This is a genomic window from Mesorhizobium sp. P170090 (genome assembly GCF_057786115.1).
The window spans coordinates 197,562-217,068 of sequence record NZ_JBYNWH010000001.1 but is presented as its reverse complement, the minus strand read 5'-3'; the positions used below and the strand labels follow the sequence as shown (position 1 = coordinate 217,068).

Below are 19,507 nucleotides of genomic sequence, written 5' to 3'. Positions count from 1 at the left end.
CCTTGTTAACGCGTTCTGAACGCGAAGCGATTCGGTGATGGGCAGGGCACAGGACGAAGGCCATGACCGGCGAAACCACACTCAAGGAAGTCATCCACAGGCTGGGCAAGGCCATCGAGGGGCTGGAAAACGCCGTCGCGGCCAAGCTCGAGCACGAGCGCGACTATTCCGAAGCCGAGGCTGAGGTGCAGCGCATGAACGCCGACCGTTCACGGCTGGCGCAGGAACTCGACAATTCCGAAGCCCGCGCCGAACGGCTGGAAGATGCCAACAAGGAAGTGTCGCGCCGCTTGGTGACCGCCATGGAAACCATCCGCGCGGTGCTGGACAGGTAGGAGCTGCAGGCCATGGCACAGGTCACGGTTTCCATCGACGGCAAGCAGTATCGCATGGCTTGCGACGAGGGTCAGGAAGAGCACCTGATCGACCTCGCCGAGCGGTTCGACCGTTATGTCTCGCATCTGAAGGATTCGTTCGGCGAGATCGGCGACCAGCGGCTGACGGTGATGGCCGGCATCATGGTGATGGACGAGCTTTCGGAGCTGCAGAAGCGGGTCAAGGGCATGGAGACCGAAGTGCAGACGCTGCGCAAGACGCGCGACGAAGCGCTGACCAAGGCCGACAAGAACGACACCGTGCTGACCAGCGCGCTCGGCGCGCTCGCCCAGCGCATGGAAGACCTGGCCACGTCGCTGGCGGTCAACAAGGCCTGAGCCTTCCCCGCACAAACGAAAGATTGTCGGCCCAACGTCGGTCCGTAGAACGAAAGTGCTCGTTCCGTCGCCAATAATAGTTTCCTATTGTCCTGCAGCCGCGATTTTTGCGCTAAGATGCGGGAATGCCGGAGCGTTGACGCCGTCCACGGCCGCTCCTGACGAAATCTGTTGCTGGGGAAATAATGCCATGAGCCTTCGTATCAACGACATCGCGCCTGACTTCACCGCCGAGACCACGCAAGGGCCGATCAAGTTTCATGACTGGATCGGCGACGGCTGGGCGATCCTGTTCAGCCATCCGAAGAATTTCACCCCGGTCTGCACCACCGAGCTGGGCACGATGGCGGGGCTCGAAGGCGAGTTCAAGAAGCGCAACGTCAAGGTCATCGGCATTTCCGTCGATCCCGTTGCGAGCCACGACAAGTGGCAGGCCGACATCAAGACGGCGACCGGCCAGACGGTGAATTACCCGCTGATCGGCGACAAGGACCTCAAGGTGGCCAAGCTTTATGACATGCTGCCGGCGGGCGCCGGCGAGACGTCGGAAGGCCGCACGCCGGCCGACAACGCCACGGTGCGCTCGGTCTATGTCATCGGGCCGGACAAGAAGATCAAGCTGGTGCTGACCTACCCGATGACGACGGGCCGCAACTTCGACGAGATCCTGCGCGCGGTCGATTCCATGCAGCTGACCGCCAAGCACCAGGTGGCGACGCCGGCCAACTGGAAGCAGGGCGAGGATGTGATCATCACCGCCGCAGTTTCGAACGAAGATGCGGTCAAGCGTTTTGGCGCTTTCGAGACGATCCTGCCCTATCTCAGGAAGACCAAGCAGCCGTCAGCCTAGGTTTTCTCCGTCGGAGCTATTTCGGGCTTCAGTCCTATTTCTGGCAAGGCGTGCTTGACCGGCGCGCTTTGCCAGATGACCATGCTGTTGTTCAACCCGACGGAGAAAACGGTTCCTGTCGGGCAAGGGGCAGGGGGGCCGGACATTGGACATCGCTTCGGCCAAACCTGAGGTCGCCGGCTTCTACGACAAGCCGACCGGCGCCATCCAGTATGTCGTCACCGACCCGGTGACGAGACGCTGCGCCGTCATCGACCCGATCCTCGACTTCGACGAAAAATCCGGCGCGACGGCGACGAAGAATGCCGGCGCCTTGCTGGATTTTATCCGCGAAAACGGGCTGGAGCTCGAGTGGATTCTGGACACCCATCCGCATGCCGATCATTTCTCGGCGGCGCACTATCTCCGGGAAAAGACCGGCGCGCCGACGGCGATCGGCGACAGGATCGTCGAAGTCCAGGCGCTGTGGAAGGCGATCTACAACTGGCCGGATTTCCCCGCAGACGGCTCGCAGTGGGACCGGCTGTTTGGGGAAGGCGAAACGTTCATGATCGGCAACCTGCCGGTCAAGGTGCTGTTCTCGCCCGGCCACACGCTCGCCTCGATCACCTATGTCATTGGCGACGCAGCCTTCGTCCACGACACGCTGTTCATGCCCGACAGCGGCTCGGCAAGGACGGACTTTCCCGGCGGCAGTGCCGCGCGGCTGTGGCATTCGATTGAGGGCATTCTGGCGCTGCCGGACGATACGCGCGTGTTCGTCGGCCACGACTATCAGGCCGGCGGGCGCGAGCCGTGCTGGGAGAGCACGGTCGCCGAGCAGAGGGCAAAGAATATCCACCTCGTTGCGGCGCGCAGCGAAGCCGAGTTCGTCGCCTTGCGCGAAGCGCGCGACAAGACACTGCCGATGCCGCGGCTGATCCTGCATGCGCTGCAGGTCAACATGAATGGCGGGAGGCTGCCGGAACCAGAGGCCAATGGCCGAAGGTATCTCAAGTTTCCGCTGGATGGGCTGTAGATCGGTTCATGCTGTAGGCGCCGTCGCCGAAGCTGCCAATCTCCCCACTTGAGGGGGAGATGCCCGGCAGGGCAGAGGGGGGTGCTGTCCCGCCGACCTTTGCTGTGTGCTCGAACAATTCCAGGTTGGGGATAGTTAAAATCGCAAGCTGCGATCCGTCACGCCCCCCTCTGTCCTGCCGGACATCTCCCCCTCAAGGGGGGAGATCAGCTGTTGCCCGACTTTCGCTAACCGCCGACGGACGACAAAACAAAAAAGGCGGCGCCGGTTTCCCGACGCCGCCTTCTGTTCCTTAGCCGAACCCGGCTTTACGCCGCGGGCTGCGCCTCGATCGTGCGCAGCGCCTGCATCTGGCGCTTGGCGGCGGCCTTGACCGCGTCCTGCACCTTCTCGAAGGCGCGCACCTCGATCTGGCGCACGCGCTCGCGGCTGATGTCGAACTCGGACGACAGCTCTTCCAGCGTCAGTGGCTCCTCGGCGAGGCGGCGGGCCTCGAAGATGCGCCGCTCACGATCGTTGAGCACGGCCAGAGCGCCCGACAGCATGCCGCGGCGGTTTTCCAGCTCGTCCTGCTCGATCAGCATGTCTTCCTGGCTTTCGTGGTCATCGACCAGCCAGTCCTGCCATTCGCCGGATTCACCTTCGCTGGCGCGGATCGGCGCGTTCAGCGACGCGTCGCCCGACAGGCGGCGGTTCATCGACACGACTTCGGCTTCCGACACGTTCAGCCTGGTGGCGATCTCGGTGATCTGGTCGGGCTTGAGGTCGCCATCGTCCAGCGCCTGGATCTTGCCCTTCACCTTGCGCAGGTTGAAGAACAGGCGCTTCTGATTGGCGGTCGTGCCCATCTTGACCAGGCTCCACGAGCGCAGGATGTACTCCTGGATCGAGGCCTTGATCCACCACATGGCGTAGGTCGCGAGGCGGAAGCCACGCTCGGGTTCGAATTTCTTGACGGCCTGCATCAGGCCGACATTGCCTTCCGAGATCACTTCGCCGATCGGCAGGCCGTAGCCGCGATAGCCCATGGCGATCTTGGCAACGAGCCGAAGGTGGCTGGTGACGAGCTTGTGCGCAGCGCTGGTGTCTTCATGCTCGGCGTAGCGCTTGGCGAGCATGTACTCTTCCTGCGGCTGAAGCATGGGAAAGCGGCGGATTTCTTCCAGGTAGCGGCTGAGGCCGCCTTCGCCGGAAACAATACTGGGTAGTGACTGGGCCATGATTGCGCCCCCTCTCTATTGGAGTTATGCCCCCGAAACGCGGCGGGCATGTGACGCGAGCACCAAAAGGCTCGCCCGCGGCAACTGATTTATATAGGAACAAAACCAGAAAAGACAGGCATTTGTTCAACACGAAACAGTGTGTCACGCTGAAGTGAACAATGCCGCTCAGGTTTTAGCTGGCTGGTTCAGAGCTTGCGGAAGCCGCCGACGAGTTCCTCCATGTCCCCCGGTATCGGCGCCTCGAACCTCATCGATAAATGGGTAGCCGGGTGCCGAAATGCAAGAAGCCAGGCATGCAAAGCTTGCCTGGAAAATGCCTTGACCTGACCCTTCAGCAGTTCGGGCAGCCGGTTGGCCTTGGTGCGGAAGGCCTGGCCGTAATCGGGGTCACCGATGACGGGATGGCCGATATGGGCCATGTGAACGCGGATCTGGTGGGTGCGGCCGGTTTCCAGCCGGCATTCGACCAGGCTGGCGGTGGCGAACGACTGCTGGCCCTCGCCGAAACGCTCCTTGACGGTGAAATGGGTCACGGCGCGGCGGGCATCGTCACGGCCTTCCGGCACGACGGCGCGGCGCACGCGGTCGGCGGCACGGCCAAGCGGCGCGTCGACCGTTCCGGTCGGCCGTGGAGGGATGCCCCAAACCAGCGCCAAATAAGCACGTTCGAGGTCGCCGGTGCGGCCGTGGTCGGCAAAGGCCTCCGACAGCGCCTTGTGGGCGCGGTCGGTCTTAGCCACCACCATGACGCCGCTGGTTTCCTTGTCCAGCCGATGGACGATGCCCGGCCGCCTGACGCCGCCAATGCCTGAAAGACTGTCGCCGCAGTGGTGGATCAGGGCATTGACCAGCGTGCCGGTCCAGTTGCCGGCGCCGGGATGGACGACGAGGCCGGCCGGCTTGTTGATGACGATCAGCTCGTCGTCCTCATAAAGCACGTCGAGCGCGATGGCCTCGCCTTGCGGTTCGGCCGGTTCCGGCTCGGGCATGACGACCGATACGCGCTCGCCGGCACTCATCTTGCGCTTGGTCTCGTCGACCGGCTTGCCGTCGATCGAAACGGCACCTTGCCGGATCAGCATCTGCACCCGGCTGCGCGACATGTCAGGCCCGAGGGCGCTCGCCAGCCACTGGTCGAGGCGCTGGCCGGCCGCTTCCGCGCCGGCTTCGAGCACGGTCGGCGCCGCCTCTATGAATTGTCCAGCCTCTATCAATTCAGGGGTCTCTTCGTTATGAGCGCTCATCGAAAAAGTTCCGGAAAGTTCTGCCATGGCCCGGCCCGTTGCCGATGAAGAAGAAAAGCCGCTCGATCCCGAGATCGAAAAGGTGCGCGGCAGGCTCATCCGCTTCATGGCCATCAATATCGGCCTGCTTTTGCTGGCCCTTATGGTGGTGATCGCGGCCATTGTCTACAAATCGCGCAAGGCGCCGCCCGCGAACCCGCCGCTCGCCAACGACATTCCAGTTCCGCCCGGCGAGCCGCTCGCGGCCGACATAGTGCTCCCGGTCGGAGCCAAGGTGATCAGCCAGGCTCTGTCGGGCAATCGCATTTCGATCGACGCCGAGCTCAGCGACGGCAGCCGCACCATCTTCGTCTACGACATCGCCGAGCGCCGTATCATCGGCCGCTTCGCCATCCGCAACAAATAGCCGGGCCGAAACTATGACCGGGTTTGCCGAACATCGCCGCATCGCAACCATCACGCTCGTCGTCGCCGACTATGACGAGGCGATCGCCTGGTATGTCGGCAAGCTTGGCTTTGTCCTCTGCGACGACATCGAGCTCGGCGACGGCAAGCGCTGGGTGACGGTAACGCCGGCGGTCGGGCAAGGGCCCCGGCTGCTTCTGGCGGAAGCATTGGACGATGTGCAGAAGAGCCGCGTCGGCGACCAGACCGGAGGCCGCGTGGTTTTGTTTCTCGAAACCGATGATTTTGACAGTGACCATGCGACCATGCTGGAAAACGGCGTCGACTTCCACGAAACGCCACGCCATGAGCCTTACGGTACCGTGGCGGTTTTCGCCGATCTCTACGGCAATCTGTGGGACCTGATCGAGCCGAAACGCTAGGTTCGCGAAGCGACATTACACAGAAGCGGTCCGGCCGTTCCAAGCCCAGTTGCTTTTTCCAAACCGTCAGCCTATATCGCCGGTTCTTGAACGCGCCCATCGTCTAGCGGTCAGGACACCGCCCTCTCACGGCGGGAACAGGGGTTCGATTCCCCTTGGGCGTACCAAGCAACGACTTTCCTTCCGCATCATCGAAAATTTCGGGCAGCAGCCGCGCGGATCGCGTGTGACCGCGAGGGTCGGCGCATCAGCGAAATTCGGCAAGTCCGCGCACCCGAATACACCCAATTTAAGTCAGGCCGCGACGCTTGAAAGCGTAGCGATCTCTGTTACTTGCGGTGCGGGGATAGCATCTGCGGCAACGCGGATTTGGTTTGGCATAGCAGGCATGAATTCGGCAAAAATGATATGCCCGTGCTGTCACGGCAGCGGGCAGGTTTTCGATTGCTTGAAATGGCGTGAGTCGAAAGGGCATTGCTGCCCGCAAGGCACGCACCGGGCCGGCTGTCCCGGGCAGACGATGGCATGCGCCGAATGCGCGGGCCTGGGAACGCTGGCGGAAGCCGATCTCAGAGCCGTTGCATAGCCTCAGGTCATGCAACTCAAACCCCTTTCACCATCCAGCGCCGGCAGTCTCCGCGAGCTTCTGGCGCGGCGCTGCCAATTGCACTAGCATCATGTACGAAGCCTCGCCAAAGGGCGTTGCGGCGCGCAAGACGCCGGGGAACATAGGCGAGGGTCGGCGAGGAGGAGACCGATGCAGAAACTGCAGTCGCAGGGCGTCCATCACATCACCCTCGTCGGCGCCGGGCGCCAGACTTCGATCGATTTCTGGGAGGGCGTGCTCGGCATGCCGTTCATCTTCGAGCAGCCCAACCTCGACAAGCCAAGCGAAAGTCATCTCTATTTCGATCCCGGCGACGGCAGGTTGATCACCGTCTTCACCGACGAGAGCCGCACGCCGGTCAAGCGGCGCACGCCCACCGAACCGGGCTGCGTCCATCATATTGCGTTCTCGGTGTCGCGCGTGACCTTCCTGCAGGCGGTCGCCCGGCTCGACGAGCGCGCCATCAAGCACAGCGGCGTCAAGGATCGCGGCTTCATGGATTCGATCTATTTCGAGGATCCGCTCGGCCTTCTGATCGAGCTGGCGTCCTACCGCTTCGAGCCGCCGGCCGGCTTCACCCATGCCGACGTCTTGATGCAGGCGCACAAGCTGCGCGTTGCGCGCGGCGACTACAACATCGCCGAAGTGCACCTTGCCGACGCGATCCAGACGCTGGTCGAACGGTCGCGCGCGACCTTGTCGGACGACCGGACGCCGAAGAATCCATACTGACGGCCAGCAAAAGGGGAGGACCACAATGGCAAAGACAGTTAAGAGCGCTGGCAAATCAGCGCCCAAGCCTGCGGCAAAAGCGGCTGCGAAGCCGGCGGCAAAAGCGGCGGTAAAGGCCGCGCCGAAGGCAGCCGCAAAGCCGGCCGCGAAAACCGCGACGAGGCCGGCTGCCAAGAAATCCGCGCCGAAGGCCAAGGCGGCGAAAAAACCGGCGCTGAAGCTCTCGATGCTGAAGCCAAGCGTCAACAACATGACCGTTCGGGTGTTTGCCCGTGCGGCCGGGTTCGACGCCGCCGAGACCGACGCCTGGGGCCATACCCGGTCGCCGGAATATATGGCGCGCAATCCGGCGCATCTGACGCCGATGATCGAGGACAAGGGGCTGCCGCGCGGCGTGCTGTGGGAGAGCTGCGCCATCATGCAGTATCTCGCCAACAAGCACGGGCTGGAGAAATTCTATCCCAAGGCGCCGGCCAAGCGGGCGATGGTCGACAGCGCCATGTTCTACCTGATCGGCACGCTCTACCCGTATGTGGCGCGCGCCACCTATCCGGCGCTGGGTTTCCCGCACTATGCCGGCGAGGTCGGCCATAGCGACGCCCATCCGGAGAAGAAGTCCGAGGCGCAGAAGGCCGCCATGGCGGCAATTGCCGAGCCGCTGGAGGTGTTTCACTCCTTCTTCAGGGACGGCAAGCCGTTCATCGGCGGCAAGCACCCGTCGATCGCCGACATACGCCTGGCATCGACGCTGGAGTTCCTGGCCGTCATCGACTATGCGCTGCCCAAATGGGCCATGGAGTATGTCGCTGCGATGGAGAAGAAACTCGGCCAGGCCTATGCCGAGCCGGCCGGCGACGTGCGCGGCTACATTGCCTATGTGAAGTCGCAGGCCAACGCGCAACGCTAAGGATTCATTAACCAAAACGCTGTCTATTGAAGGCACCGCGCGACCACGGATGTACTGGCGCAAGGGTGAAGGGAAAGGTCGGCGCAATGCCGGCCTTTTGCTTTTCGCCGATGCGCCATCAGGCGCGTCTCATGCCGTAAAGTCTGGCATCAGGCATATTGCCATCGTCTGCTTCGACCCTACCATCATGGTCGGCGGACGACACACGAGGAGCTTTGCGACGAAGGGCGTAGCGAGAGTGTTTGCGATTGCCGGTGTTGTGTTGGTCGGAGGCTACCCGTGCAATGCCGCGCCGCTCGACACGATGGCGGAGGTCGGCGATGCCATCCAGGCGTGCTGGACGCCGCCGGCGGGTGTTGGAAATGCCAGCGTCACCTTGAGCTTCAGCTTCAAGCGCGACGGCACGCTGATCGGTCCGCCGCGGCCGACGGCGATCAAGGTCGATGGCGATGCCGATACCAGGAAGCCGTTCGTCGACGCCGCAACCACTGCCCTGCAAAAGTGCCTCCCGTTGAGCTTCTCGCCGACGCTGGCGCAAGGCGTCGCGGGCAATGTCTTCACCGTGCAATTCGCTTCGCCCAAGCAGTAGGCGAGCGGGCGAGCGTTTCACCGTTTTCACAGAAACGGCGACCCCCTCTCTCGTTGTCTTGACGCAATTCCCAGGGGAAAGCGCTACGCGCTTTTCCCGGAAAAACGACTCACACTTTTCCTGAAGTTGCTCTGATCAGTTGTGCGGGCGTCTGATATCGACATGCCGCTGCAGTTCCGGCGTCTCGAAGACGTAGTCGGCCCAGGCGGATTCCGGAATCTGTCCGGCCAGATAGCATTCCAGCAACAGGCTCTGTTCGGGATCGAGCGCTCTCGGCGCCCGCTCATGGTCCAGCCCCAGCGAGTGGAACAGGTTCCTGGTCAGGCCAGAGACAGTGAAGTGAATAGACATCTTCGTCTCCTTTGCCCGACACAACGCGAGACACCGGAGAAAGGTTTCATCCGCAAGGGCCGATAACGCGGGATCGATGGTTGCGGGCGGCCTGGCTCGCCCGAGCTTGGCTTCGTCTCATCTTGAAACAAAAGTGTAATAGCGAATTTACAGGAACCGGCATAATACACTCGGGTGCAACGCCAGATCGCCGGCGCCGCGATTTCGCGCCGGGATACGTCCGGACTGCAGGCCAGGCTCGTCGCGCTCGGCTGCAGGCCCGCCGCCGGGCAACAAAGACAGCGTCCGGCTGGTGCCATGATCGGCAGCAATTCGATGCTGTTTTGCGTTCGTCTCTCCGACGGCTATTTCTTCCCGGCGCCGAAATCGCAGTTCGTGCAAGGCGGCGATGTCAAGGAGATGGTCGATCAGTGCCGCTACATCTGCGACGATGCCGGCGTCGACCTGTACATGCTCAGTGACCCAAGCCTTGAAACCGAAGAGATGGTCGCGCTCGATACGCGCACATCCTACAAGGACCTGCCGACGGCCTTCAAATATCGCGATGATGCGAACTTCAGGGCCTGCGACCTCAAGCGCTATCACCGGCGCGTTGCCGAACTGAGAGCGCGCACGGTGACGCCAGCCAATATGGCCAACGCGATCATTCCTTTGCCGTCAGCGAAGCCGGATCTTGGCACCGTGGCGCAACTTCTCCAGCCTGGCGCAGACGCTGCAGAGGCCAGGGGCGCCGCCCAGCGACAATCGGTCGAGCCATTGGCCGGCTCGCGGCCGGTCAGGGTGGTCGGGCCGGCTTTCTTCCCGGCGGAGTAACCTGCGCCTAGAGCGTTTCACCGTTTCACCGAAACGGCGAACCGCTCTATGTCTTTGTTTTACGCAATTCCGGACGGAAAACCGTTTCACACTTTTCCTGGAATTGCACTAGTACCAGCTATTCGCAAACCATCCTGTAGCGTTTGCCGGGTTCGCTGACATTCTTGCAGGTGAGCGGATTGGCCGGTTCGGAAGCCATGCTGGGAGGGCTGGACCTGACGTGCCGCCTTGGCGCAGCTATTTGTGTCGTGTGCCTGCGTGCCGCGGGCCGGTAGGGCTCCTGCGGCGGCGGCGTCGGAAACACACCGGCTGCCGCCTGCATCCGGCTGGCCTCAGTCTGCGACGGATCGCGATCCCAGACCCGCCTGATATCGAGCGGCTTCGGGATCACCACCGTGCCGTCATAGCTGCGTGCGCAGCCGCTGCCCGCAAGCAGCGCCATGCACAGGAAACAAGGCACGATCCAACCGGTCATCAGCAACACCCCCGCCGACTTATAGCCCGGCCGGGGTTCCGCCGACAACCGGCGGAATACCGCAGGGCAATGTGGCTCTGGCCGCAGTCTGGATTGGTTATGGTTAGCGGATCATTAATGCTTCTCGGGCACATTCCGCCGGCGAACCGCTGAGGGGGTTCGGCCTTGGCTTTCGGGGTGGGAACGGGATGGCTGACGGGACTGTTGGAACACGCGGCGGACGCGGTTCCCGAAAAGGGGTGGTGAACGGCGAGGATACGTCCGTCGGGGGTCCGCCCGAAGCGCTGCGCGAACTGGTCGGGGCCGGCGCCGACTGGGTCTGGGAGACCGACGCCGAGCTGCGCTTTTCCTGGCTTTCGGAGAACTACCAGGCCGCCACCGGCATCGATCCCGCCAGCATTCTTGGCCGTTTCCGCTTCGATTTCCTCAAGCAGATGGTGCACGGCAATCGACACGCCGCCGCGCATCTGGAGGATCTGCAGGCGCATCGGCCGTTTCGCGACTTTGTTTATGAGTTGAAGGGCGGCCGTCCCGGCTGCCGCTGGGTTTCGATCACCGGTTCCCCGCGGTTCGACGGCGAAGGCGAATTCATCGGCTATCGCGGGATCGGCCGCAACGTCACGGCACTGGCCGGTGCGCTGGACGAACTGCGGCAGGACGAGAGCGATCCGCCGGCCGGCGAGGCTACGCAGCACCTCGCCGATCTCGAGCGGACAATGGATGCCATGCATATGGGCGTCGTGGTGCTTGACGCGAAGTTCGACACGCTCATCGTCAACAAGGCCTATCGCGAGCTCTCCAGGATTCCCGACGGCGCCGTCACGGTCGGCGCGCCGTTCAGCCTGTTGATGGAACTCAACCGCCGCAACGGCATCTACGGCGATCTCGATGAACAGCAGTGGCAGCACTACCTAGCCACCCGCATCGAGGAGATCAGCGCCGGCTCGGTTGCGCCACGCGAATTTCTCCATGCCAATGGCAGGACGATGATGTTCTCCGTGACGGCGTTGTCCGGCGGCAAGCGGCTGTTGACCTACTACGACGTCTCCGAGCTCAAGCGTCGCGACGCCGAGATCGAGAGTGCCAACGCCAAAATTACGGAGACCTTCGCCAATCTTCGCACGATGGTCGACCAGATGCCGATCGGCGTGCTCGTCCTCGATGCGGAGATGCGCGCGGAGGTGATCAACCGCGCCTTCTATGATTTCTGGGAAATCGATCCCCGACGCGCCGGCATCGGCTGCGGCTTCCGCGAACTGATGCAGGCCAGCCGCGATATGGACCCTTACGGTGCTGACGATGCCGAATGGCAGGGCCACATCGCCGAGCGCGAAGCAGAAATCTCGGCCGGCCTGGTGGGCTCCAGGCAATTGCCACGCAATGACGGCCGTACGCTGATTGCATCGCTGGCGCCGCTCGCCGGCGGCAAAAGGCTGATCTCCTATGTCGACGTCACCAACATGAAAGATCGCGAGGCTGAACTCGCCCTAGCGCTGGAGAAATCGCGGCTGGCCGAGGCGGTGATCAACGGCGTCAAGGACCCGATCTTCGTCAAGGACGACAATCTGCGTTTCGTCTTCGTCAATGAGGCGTTTTCGGCACTGTTCGGACAGAGCCCGCAAGCGATGCTGGGCAGGCCCGGCGGCGACTTCCTCAAGCAAAAGGACGCCGCCCAATTCGAAGACAGCGAACGCGCCGTGCTGGCGACCGGCACGCCCTACGAGGTCGAGGAGACTTTCGACGCCGAGGGCGCCAGCCGCTCGCGCATCGTGCGCAAGAACCGCGTCGGCATGCCCAGCGGCCGCAACTATGTCGCCGGTTTCCTGTTCGACATCTCCGACATGAAGCGCCGCGAGACCGAAGCCGAGGACGCCCGCAAGAACCTCACCACGGTGCTGGAGTCGCTGCCGGCGGCCGTCATCATCTATGACCGCGACGACAAGTTCGTCTTTGCAAACCGCAAGCTGCAGGACACGCTGCCGGAGCTGAAACCGGCATGGCAGCCCGGCCGCAGCTTCCGCGAGGCCCTGGAACTCGGACATTCCGTGGGATATTTCCGCTTCAGCGGCGATCCGGAGACCGACAAGCTCTATGACGGTGATCGAGACATCTGGCTGGATGCCATTCTCGCCCGCTACCGCCTGCCGAACTCCTCCTACGAACGGTGCAATCCCGACGGCCGCTGGTATCAGGTCTACGATATGCGCACCGAGGACGGCACCTTCATCGGCGTGCGCGTCGACATCTCGGAGATCAAGAGCCGCGAAAAGGCGCTGCAGGAAAGCATGCGCCAGATCGACCTGTTCCGCCACGTCATGGACGAACTGCCGGTCGCAGCCTTCATCAAGGCGCAGGATCTGAGCATGGAATTCGTCAACAAGGCCTGGTGCGCGCTGACCGGCATCCCCAAGGAGGAAGTCATCGGCCGGACCGATCTCCAGCTTTTCGGCATCGACGACGCCGAAACCTACACCCATGACGACACCGAGGTCGTCGTCACCGGCCGCGGCCGCGAGATCGAGGAGCCCGTTACCCACCGCGACGGCACGGTGCGGCAATTGATGACGCGCAAGAGCCGGCTGGTGGCGCTCGATGGGTCGGTGCACCTGGTCGGCTCCAGCACCGACATCACCGACGTCAAGGCACGCGAGCAGGCGCTGGAAGAGAGCATGCGCGAGAACGAGGTGTTCCGCAATCTCATCGACAACGTGCCGGTGTCGATCTACGCCAAGCGCTCCGACCTCAGGCAGTTCTACGTCAACAAGGGCTGGTGCGACCTCACCGGCCTCCGCAGGGAAGACGCGATCGGCAAGACGGACATCGAGATTTTCGGCGAGGACGGCGAAGCCTTCGTCAACAGCGATCTCGCCGTGCTGCGCACAGGCGATACACAGGAGATCGAGGAAACGGTGACGCTTGCCGACGGCAGCGTGCGCCACCAGTTCGCCCGCAAGGGCGCGATGATCGCGTCCGATGGTTCGCTCTATCTGATTGGGTCGACCACCGACATCACCGAACTGAAGCTGCGCGAGGCCGAACTGCGCGAGGCGCGGCAGCGCGCCGTGTTGGCCGACCGCGCCAAGTCGGAATTCCTGGCCAATATGAGCCACGAAATCCGCACGCCGATGAACGGCGTGCTCGGCATGGCCGAGTTGCTGGCAAAATCCGACCTCGATCCCAAGCAGAAGACGTTCACCGACATCATCGTCAAATCGGGTAACGCGCTCTTGACCATCATCAACGACATACTGGACTTCTCCAAGATCGATGCCGGACAGCTGGTGCTCGACCCTGCGCCCTTCAACCTGCCCGAAGCGATCGAGGATGTGGCGACGCTGATATCGACGCGCGCCAAGGAGAAGGACCTCGAGCTCATCGTGCGCGTCGAGCCGGGCCTGGGAAGCCTGTTCGTCGGCGATGTCGGTCGCGTCAGGCAGATCGTCACCAATCTGGTCGGCAACGCGGTGAAGTTTACCGACGAAGGCCACGTGCTGGTCGACGTGACCGGACAAAGGGGGCCGACGGGGACAAAGCTTACCGTTTCGGTCACCGACACCGGCATCGGCATTCCGCAGCAGAAATTAAAGCTCGTCTTCGAAAAATTCAGTCAGGCCGACACCTCGTCGACCAGACGCCACGAAGGCACAGGGCTCGGGCTCGCCATCACCTCGCGGCTGGTCGAGTTGATGGGCGGCGAGATCGGTGTCGAGAGCGCCGAAGGCAAGGGCTCGACCTTCTGGTTCACCGTGACATTGCCCAGGGCCGAGGAACAGACCGGACGGCGGATCATGCCGGTCGACGTGACCGGCTCACGGGTGCTGATCGTCGACGACAATGCCGTCAACCGATCGATCCTGAGCGAGCAGATGGCGTCATGGACCTTCGATTCCTGCGCCGCCGAAAGCGGACCCGAAGGGCTCAAGGTGCTGGTCGCCGCGGCTGCCTACGGCGTGCCGGTCGACTGCGTCGTGCTCGATTATCAGATGCCGGGGATGAGCGGCGCCGAAATGGCGCGCGTCGTGCGCAACACCGCAGGGCTGGCCGACACGCCGATCATCATGCTGACCTCGGTCGACCAGTCGCTCGCCAACACCAGCTATCGCGATCTCGGCATCGACGCCCAGCTGATCAAGCCGGCGCGTTCCTCGGTGCTTCTGGAAACGCTGGTCGCCACCATCCAGCGGCACCATCACAATATCACGGACGGCCGTGTGCTGCCGGCGGCAAGCAGCGGTTCCGGCGGCGGCAGGAACGAACCGTCGCCGGCAAAGCCGCCGCTCGCTGCATCGGAACGCGCCTTGCTGCAACCGCCGCCGGTTCGTGCCCGCGCCCGGGCCGCCGGGGACGAACGCCGGCTCGACATCCTCGTTGCCGAAGACAATGAGGTGAACCAGATGGTGTTCACCCAGATAATCGGCGAAACCGGCTACAGTTTCGAAATCGTCGGCAACGGCCGCAAGGCGCTCGACGCCTTCGGCCGGCTTACTCCGCGCATGATCCTGATGGACGTCTCGATGCCGGAGATGAACGGGCTCGAGGCCACCGCCGCAATTCGCCGGCTGGAAGAACATACGGGTATGCATATCCCGATCGTCGGCGTCACCGCGCATGCCTTGAAGGGCGACCGTGAGCGCTGCCTGGAAGCCGGCATGGACGACTATCTGCCCAAGCCGATCAGCCCCAGGGCGCTGCTCGAAAAGGTCGAGCGCTGGGTCGGCATATCAGGCGAAGCCCAACGAGACGTTGGATAGCAACCTACGGCGCCGGCCGGGATTCGGCCGCGCCGCAACAGCCAAGGCTATGGTGCGATCGCACCATATCAAAGCTAGCGCCCAGTCAGGACAATGGTCGCAACGAAACCGCTCATTCAGTTACGGGCGGGAGCAAGCGACCGCCGACAAGAAACAGCGTCGAATCTACCCCAACGGACCTGTTTTTGGCGATGGCTCGGCCAAGATTCGCTCTGGCCACGGGCAACGCGCTCCCGTCCGGTTTTTCTTTCTCGGCATCGCGGCCTGCGGTGTGCCGGGACTTGATGCCAGCACGAATTGCGCAAGCGTCTGATTCCAGCGGCAACTTCCATTCCCACCAACCGGCTTAAAGAGTGCGGCCCACAAGACGTCTGTGCGACGTTACCGGGCTGACACGAAACTGTCATGCGACTGTAATAATCGAAGGCTATTGGCCTCAGCGGGCGCCGGTTTGAAGAGGGCGCCAAGAGACCATCTTCCGAACAGGAGCAGGCCACATGAAGAAATTCCTCGTTACGGCATCGGCCGTGGCGGTAGCGTTCGCCGCATCGTCCGGTGTCGCCGCTGCGCGTGACCAGATCCAGGTCGCCGGTTCGTCGACCGTGCTGCCTTACGCCAAGATCGTCGCCGAGCAGTTCGGCGAAACCTTCACCAACTTCAAGACCCCGGTGGTCGAGTCCGGCGGCAGCGGCGCCGGCATCAAGGAGTTCTGCAAGGGCGTCGGCGAAGACACGATCGACATCGCCAACTCCTCGCGCCCGATCAAGAAGGACGAGCTGAAGTCCTGCGCCGACGCCGGCGTCAAGGACGTCCAGGAAGTCCGCATCGGCTATGACGGCATCGTCTTTGCCACCGACATCAAGGGTCCGGACTGGGCGCTGGTTCCCGCCGACATCTACAAGGCGCTCGCCGCCAAGCTGGTGGTCGACGGCAAGCTGGTCGACAACCCGAACACCAAGTGGAACCAGGTCAATCCGAAGCTGCCCGACTGGGATATCGCCGCCTATATCCCGGGTGAGAAGCACGGCACCCGTGAAGTGTTCGAGACCAAGCTGCTCGACGCCGGCTGCGACAAGGCCGCTTTGAAGGCTGCCGGCATCGCCGACGACAAGGAAATCGGCAAGACCTGCATCGCCATCCGCAAAGACGGCAAGGCTGTCGACATTGACGGCGACTACACCGAGACGCTGGCCCGCATCGACTCCAACAAGACCGGCGTTGGCGTGTTCGGCCTCGCCTTCTACGAGAACAATGCCGATAAGCTGAAGGTCGCTACCGTGGAAGGCATCGTGCCTTCGACGCAGACCATCGCCGATGGCACGTACCCCGTGTCCCGGCCGTTGTTCTTCTACGTCAAGAAGGCGCATCTGGGCGTCGTTCCCGGCCTCAAGGAATATGTCGAGTTCTTCCTTGATGACCAGATGATCGGCCCGGAAAGCCCGCTCGCCCAGTACGGCCTGGTTTCCGCTCCCGACGCCGAACGTCAGGGCCAGCGCGACGCCTTCGCCGCTGGAAAGACAATGTAATCAACGGACGGATCAGGGCGCGGATGAACTCCGCGCCCTGACTTCGCCGCTTGCCGCAACGGCTGCGGCGATCTGAATTTTCCCTGGGGTGGGTTATGTCGTCCTTGCTCGTACTCGCCATAGTCATCGCCATAGGCGTGGTCGCTTTTGTGGTCGGCCGCCAGCGCGCCGCGGCGCAGGATACCGGCAAGGTCAAGCCGCATTCGCGCGCGCATTATCATGGCTGGTGGGCCTTTCTGCTCGCGGTCCTGCCTGCCGTCCTTTTGCTCGCCGTCTGGGATATCGGCTCTTCCTTCTATCTCGACCGGCATATCCATGCCGCTTTGCCCGAGCGCACCGCCGACACAAAGGTCGCCAGCGAAGCGCTCGACGCCAGCCTGGTGAAGAGCCTGGCCAAGGGCTTGCGCCGGCTCGATGGCGATACCGCACTTCCCGCTACTTTCGCCGAATTGCAGCCGCTGCTCGCCGCCAAGGGCGTGGCACTGGCCAGCGACACACAGGACTACATGATCCCGATCGCGGTCGAGGCGAACCAGGTCCAGGACCGGCTCGGCCTGTTCGGCGCCGTGCTGACCTTCGCGCTGTCGGTCGCCGGCGCCTTCTATGCGCTGAGGCAGATCGCGCCGCGCGCCAGGGCGCGCAACAATGTCGAGAAGCTGATGCTGTGGGGGCTGCTTGCGGCCTCGACCATCGCCATCCTGACCACGGTCGGCATCGTGCTGTCGATGCTGTTCCAGACGATCACCTTCTTCGAAAGCGTATCACCGATGAGCTTCTTCTTCGGCACGGTGTGGGATCCGCGTTTCGCCGCCGCCGGTTCCGGCGGCAGCCAGGGTCAGTTCGGCCTGATCCCGCTACTCGCCGGCACGCTCTACATCGCCGCCGTCGCGCTTCTGGTCGCAGTGCCGGTCGGGCTGATGTCGGCGGTCTACATGTCCGAATACGCCTCGCGCAGCGTCCGGTCGGTGGTCAAGCCCGCGCTTGAACTGCTGGCCGGCATCCCGACCATCGTCTACGGCATCTTCGCCGTGGTCACGCTCGGACCGTTCTTGCGCGACCTGTCGGCGGCACTCACCGGCGGCTCGCCCTTCATCCAGGGCCAGAGCATCTTCACCGCCGGCCTGGTGATGGGCGTCATGCTGATCCCGGTCGTGTCCTCTTTGTCCGACGACATCATCACCGCGGTGCCGCGCGCAATGCGTGACGGCTCGCTCGGCCTCGGCGCCACGCGCTCCGAGACGATCAAGCGGGTGATCCTGCCGGCGGCACTGCCCGGCATCGTCGGCGCCATCCTGTTGACGGCGTCGCGCGCCATCGGCGAGACGATGATCGTCGTGCTGGCGGCGGGCGTCGCCGCCAATCTGACGGCCAATCCGTTCGAGGCGATGACGACCATCACCGTCAAGATCGTCAACCAGCTGACCGGCGATCTCGAGTTCAACTCGCCGCAGACGCTGGTCGCCTTCGCGCTCGGCCTGACGCTGTTCGCGCTGACGCTGGTGATGAACATCGTCGCCCTCTACATTGTGCGCAAGTACCGGGAGCAGTACGAATGACCGACATCCCCCTGGACACGATGGCGGGTGCCGTCGCGCGTCCGCGCCGCGACATCGGGCTGAAGGCGCGCTATGCCGCCGAACGCCGGTTCCGCATCTATGGCGTGATTGCGATCTCGGTGGGCCTGGCGTTCCTGGCCATCATGTTGATCACCATCGTCTCGAAAGGCTACACCGCCTTCTGGCAGACGACGGTGACGCTTCCGATCACCTTCGATGAGAAGGTCATCGACCCCTCGAACAAGCGTGCCACAGACCCGAATGTGCTGATCAAGGCGAACTATCCCAAGCTCGCCGAAAACGCGCTGGTGGCCAAGCTCGGCATCGATCCGGCCAACAAGCCGATGATGCTGAAGCTCAAGGGCTTCCTGTCGGAAGGCGCCCGCGTCCAGCTGCGCGACATCGTCTCCGCCGATCCGTCGGTGATCGGCACGACGCGTGACGTCGACATCCTGGCCGCCGCCAATCTCGACTCGGCCTTCAAGGGCCAGATCGACCTCGGCGTCGATGAAGCGCGCCGCAAGGTGTCCAACCAGCAGATCGACTGGATGAACAAGCTCAAAGCCGAAGGCGCGATGGCCGAGCATTTCAACACCGGCCTGTTCAGCTATGGCGCCTCCAGCCGGCCCGAGACGTCGGGCATGGGCGTGGCCATCATCGGTTCGTTCTACATGATGGTGATCGTGCTGTTGCTGGCGCTGCCGATCGGCGTCGCCGCCTCCATCTATCTGGAGGAGTTCGCCAAGAAGAACCGCTTTACGGACCTGATCGAAGTCAACATCAACAATCTCGCGGCGGTGCCGTCGATCGTCTTCGGTCTGCTTGGCCTTGCCGTGTTCATCAACTTCCTCGGCATGCCGCGCTCGGCTTCCTTCGTCGGCGGCCTGGTGCTGACCTTGATGACATTGCCGACCATAATCATCGCCACGCGCGCCGCCCTTGCCGCGGTGCCGCCGTCGATCCGCTCGGCGGCCCTAGGTCTCGGCGCCTCCAAGATGCAGATGGTGTTCCATCACATCCTGCCGCTTGCCGCCCCAGGCATCCTTACCGGCACCATCATCGGCCTGGCGCGTGCGCTCGGCGAGACAGCACCGCTGCTCTTGATCGGCATGGTCGCTTTCGTCGCCGATTATCCGACGACGCCTTTCGATCCGGCGACCGCGCTGCCGGTTCAGATCTATATGTGGGCAAACGAGGCTGAGCGCGCTTTTGTCGAGCGCATGTCCGGCGCCATCATCATCCTGCTCGTCTTCCTCATGGCCATGAACATCACCGCGATCGTGCTCCGGCGCCGGTTCGAGCGGCGCTGGTAGAAAAAAGGCAAT

18 protein-coding genes and 1 tRNA gene are annotated in these 19,507 nt (G+C 63.1%); 15 read left to right on the top strand and 4 right to left on the bottom strand.

Translation table 11 applies throughout. The annotated features are described in order from the left end of the window. Nucleotides 1-62: 62 nt before the first annotated feature. The 4 genes from AC3EML_RS01070 (at nt 63) to AC3EML_RS01055 (ending at nt 2,581) form a co-directional block, all read left to right on the top strand. Nucleotides 63-335 (top strand): DUF4164 domain-containing protein, encoded by a 273-nt coding sequence (locus AC3EML_RS01070; RefSeq protein ID WP_023670128.1) that lies wholly within the window; start codon nt 63-65, stop codon nt 333-335. Between the two features lie 12 nt (nt 336-347). Continuing rightward, complete coding sequence (locus AC3EML_RS01065; protein ID WP_023670127.1) at nt 348-713, top strand: cell division protein ZapA; 366 nt, start codon at nt 348-350, stop codon at nt 711-713. A 190-nt stretch (nt 714-903) separates the two neighbouring features. Further along, nucleotides 904-1,563 (top strand): peroxiredoxin, encoded by a 660-nt coding sequence (locus AC3EML_RS01060; protein WP_023670126.1) that lies wholly within the window; start codon nt 904-906, stop codon nt 1,561-1,563. A 145-nt stretch (nt 1,564-1,708) separates the two neighbouring features. Further along, the gene (locus AC3EML_RS01055) at nt 1,709-2,581 is read left to right on the top strand and encodes an MBL fold metallo-hydrolase (RefSeq protein WP_023670125.1); all 873 of its coding nucleotides are present in this window, start codon (nt 1,709-1,711) and stop codon (nt 2,579-2,581) included. A 308-nt stretch (nt 2,582-2,889) separates the two neighbouring features. On the opposite strand, the gene rpoH is transcribed toward AC3EML_RS01055, so the two are convergent. Both rpoH and AC3EML_RS01045 read right to left on the bottom strand, forming a co-directional pair. Further along, entirely contained in the window at nt 2,890-3,801 is a 912-nt protein-coding gene (gene rpoH / locus AC3EML_RS01050; RefSeq protein ID WP_023670124.1) for an RNA polymerase sigma factor RpoH, read from the bottom strand. A gap of 188 nt (nt 3,802-3,989) precedes the next feature. After that, a complete protein-coding gene (locus AC3EML_RS01045; protein ID WP_023752902.1) occupies nt 3,990-5,048 on the bottom strand; it encodes an RluA family pseudouridine synthase in 1,059 nt (352 codons plus the stop codon). 25 nt (nt 5,049-5,073) lie between these two features. Here AC3EML_RS01045 and AC3EML_RS01040 point away from each other — a divergent pair, with 25 nt between their 5' ends. The 6 genes from AC3EML_RS01040 to AC3EML_RS01015 all read left to right on the top strand — a co-directional run bounded on the left by AC3EML_RS01040 (nt 5,074) and on the right by AC3EML_RS01015 (nt 8,710). Continuing rightward, nucleotides 5,074-5,454 carry a fimbrial protein gene (locus AC3EML_RS01040; RefSeq protein WP_352522071.1) on the top strand — a complete coding sequence of 127 codons (381 nt, stop codon included), beginning with the start codon at nt 5,074-5,076 and terminating at the stop codon, nt 5,452-5,454. A 13-nt stretch (nt 5,455-5,467) separates the two neighbouring features. After that, nucleotides 5,468-5,875 carry a VOC family protein gene (locus tag AC3EML_RS01035; protein ID WP_352522072.1) on the top strand — a complete coding sequence of 136 codons (408 nt, stop codon included), beginning with the start codon at nt 5,468-5,470 and terminating at the stop codon, nt 5,873-5,875. 92 nt (nt 5,876-5,967) lie between these two features. Continuing rightward, nucleotides 5,968-6,042, top strand: a tRNA-Glu gene (locus AC3EML_RS01030). 590 nt (nt 6,043-6,632) lie between these two features. After that, nucleotides 6,633-7,214, top strand: coding sequence for a VOC family protein (locus tag AC3EML_RS01025; RefSeq protein WP_023711666.1), 582 nt, complete (start codon nt 6,633-6,635; stop codon nt 7,212-7,214). A 25-nt stretch (nt 7,215-7,239) separates the two neighbouring features. Beyond that, nucleotides 7,240-8,121, top strand: a complete 882-nt coding sequence (locus AC3EML_RS01020; protein ID WP_023828378.1) for a glutathione S-transferase family protein — start codon at nt 7,240-7,242, stop codon at nt 8,119-8,121. A 187-nt stretch (nt 8,122-8,308) separates the two neighbouring features. Continuing rightward, the gene (locus tag AC3EML_RS01015; protein ID WP_488505387.1) at nt 8,309-8,710 is read left to right on the top strand and encodes a hypothetical protein; all 402 of its coding nucleotides are present in this window, start codon (nt 8,309-8,311) and stop codon (nt 8,708-8,710) included. A 135-nt stretch (nt 8,711-8,845) separates the two neighbouring features. Here the strand turns inward: AC3EML_RS01015 and AC3EML_RS01010 are convergent, their stop codons facing one another. Then, complete coding sequence (locus AC3EML_RS01010) at nt 8,846-9,061, bottom strand: hypothetical protein (RefSeq protein ID WP_023690098.1); 216 nt, start codon at nt 9,059-9,061, stop codon at nt 8,846-8,848. 297 nt (nt 9,062-9,358) lie between these two features. On the opposite strand from AC3EML_RS01010, the gene AC3EML_RS01005 reads away from it, so the two are divergent. Next, on the top strand, nt 9,359-9,874 hold the full coding sequence (locus AC3EML_RS01005; protein WP_352462183.1) for a DUF2865 domain-containing protein: 516 nt from the start codon (nt 9,359-9,361) through the stop codon (nt 9,872-9,874). A gap of 118 nt (nt 9,875-9,992) precedes the next feature. Here AC3EML_RS01005 and AC3EML_RS01000 read toward each other — a convergent pair whose 3' ends face one another. Continuing rightward, nucleotides 9,993-10,349, bottom strand: coding sequence for a hypothetical protein (locus tag AC3EML_RS01000; RefSeq protein WP_023670115.1), 357 nt, complete (start codon nt 10,347-10,349; stop codon nt 9,993-9,995). Nucleotides 10,350-10,591: 242 nt separating this feature from the next. Between AC3EML_RS01000 and AC3EML_RS00995 the strand changes: the two genes are divergently transcribed. The 4 genes from AC3EML_RS00995 (at nt 10,592) to pstA (ending at nt 19,495) form a co-directional block, all read left to right on the top strand. After that, nucleotides 10,592-15,100, top strand: coding sequence for a PAS domain-containing hybrid sensor histidine kinase/response regulator (locus tag AC3EML_RS00995; protein ID WP_352522073.1), 4,509 nt, complete (start codon nt 10,592-10,594; stop codon nt 15,098-15,100). Between the two features lie 497 nt (nt 15,101-15,597). Then, the gene (locus AC3EML_RS00990) at nt 15,598-16,626 is read left to right on the top strand and encodes a substrate-binding domain-containing protein (RefSeq protein WP_023670113.1); all 1,029 of its coding nucleotides are present in this window, start codon (nt 15,598-15,600) and stop codon (nt 16,624-16,626) included. 95 nt (nt 16,627-16,721) lie between these two features. Next, the gene (pstC, locus tag AC3EML_RS00985) at nt 16,722-18,182 is read left to right on the top strand and encodes a phosphate ABC transporter permease subunit PstC (protein WP_352522074.1); all 1,461 of its coding nucleotides are present in this window, start codon (nt 16,722-16,724) and stop codon (nt 18,180-18,182) included. Continuing rightward, complete coding sequence (gene pstA, locus AC3EML_RS00980; RefSeq protein ID WP_352522075.1) at nt 18,179-19,495, top strand: phosphate ABC transporter permease PstA; 1,317 nt, start codon at nt 18,179-18,181, stop codon at nt 19,493-19,495. The genes pstC and pstA overlap by 4 nt, the downstream gene beginning before the upstream one ends. Nucleotides 19,496-19,507 lie beyond the last annotated feature (12 nt).

Excerpts from the sequence above, each read along its gene's own strand:
- AC3EML_RS01070 (WP_023670128.1), top strand. The coding sequence starts at position 63 with ATGACCGGCGAAACCACACTCAAGGAAGTCATCCACAGGCTGGGCAAG.
- AC3EML_RS01065 (WP_023670127.1), top strand. The coding sequence starts at position 348 with ATGGCACAGGTCACGGTTTCCATCGACGGCAAGCAGTATCGCATGGCT.
- AC3EML_RS01060 (WP_023670126.1), top strand. The coding sequence starts at position 904 with ATGAGCCTTCGTATCAACGACATCGCGCCTGACTTCACCGCCGAGACC.
- rpoH (WP_023670124.1), bottom strand. The coding sequence starts at position 3,801 with ATGGCCCAGTCACTACCCAGTATTGTTTCCGGCGAAGGCGGCCTCAGC.
- AC3EML_RS01045 (WP_023752902.1), bottom strand. The coding sequence starts at position 5,048 with ATGAGCGCTCATAACGAAGAGACCCCTGAATTGATAGAGGCTGGACAA.
- AC3EML_RS01040 (WP_352522071.1), top strand. The coding sequence starts at position 5,074 with ATGGCCCGGCCCGTTGCCGATGAAGAAGAAAAGCCGCTCGATCCCGAG.
- AC3EML_RS01035 (WP_352522072.1), top strand. The coding sequence starts at position 5,468 with ATGACCGGGTTTGCCGAACATCGCCGCATCGCAACCATCACGCTCGTC.
- AC3EML_RS01025 (WP_023711666.1), top strand. The coding sequence starts at position 6,633 with ATGCAGAAACTGCAGTCGCAGGGCGTCCATCACATCACCCTCGTCGGC.
- AC3EML_RS01020 (WP_023828378.1), top strand. The coding sequence starts at position 7,240 with ATGGCAAAGACAGTTAAGAGCGCTGGCAAATCAGCGCCCAAGCCTGCG.
- AC3EML_RS01015 (WP_488505387.1), top strand. The coding sequence starts at position 8,309 with ATGGTCGGCGGACGACACACGAGGAGCTTTGCGACGAAGGGCGTAGCG.
- AC3EML_RS01010 (WP_023690098.1), bottom strand. The coding sequence starts at position 9,061 with ATGTCTATTCACTTCACTGTCTCTGGCCTGACCAGGAACCTGTTCCAC.
- AC3EML_RS01005 (WP_352462183.1), top strand. The coding sequence starts at position 9,359 with ATGATCGGCAGCAATTCGATGCTGTTTTGCGTTCGTCTCTCCGACGGC.
- AC3EML_RS01000 (WP_023670115.1), bottom strand. The coding sequence starts at position 10,349 with ATGACCGGTTGGATCGTGCCTTGTTTCCTGTGCATGGCGCTGCTTGCG.
- AC3EML_RS00990 (WP_023670113.1), top strand. The coding sequence starts at position 15,598 with ATGAAGAAATTCCTCGTTACGGCATCGGCCGTGGCGGTAGCGTTCGCC.
- pstC (WP_352522074.1), top strand. The coding sequence starts at position 16,722 with ATGTCGTCCTTGCTCGTACTCGCCATAGTCATCGCCATAGGCGTGGTC.
- pstA (WP_352522075.1), top strand. The coding sequence starts at position 18,179 with ATGACCGACATCCCCCTGGACACGATGGCGGGTGCCGTCGCGCGTCCG.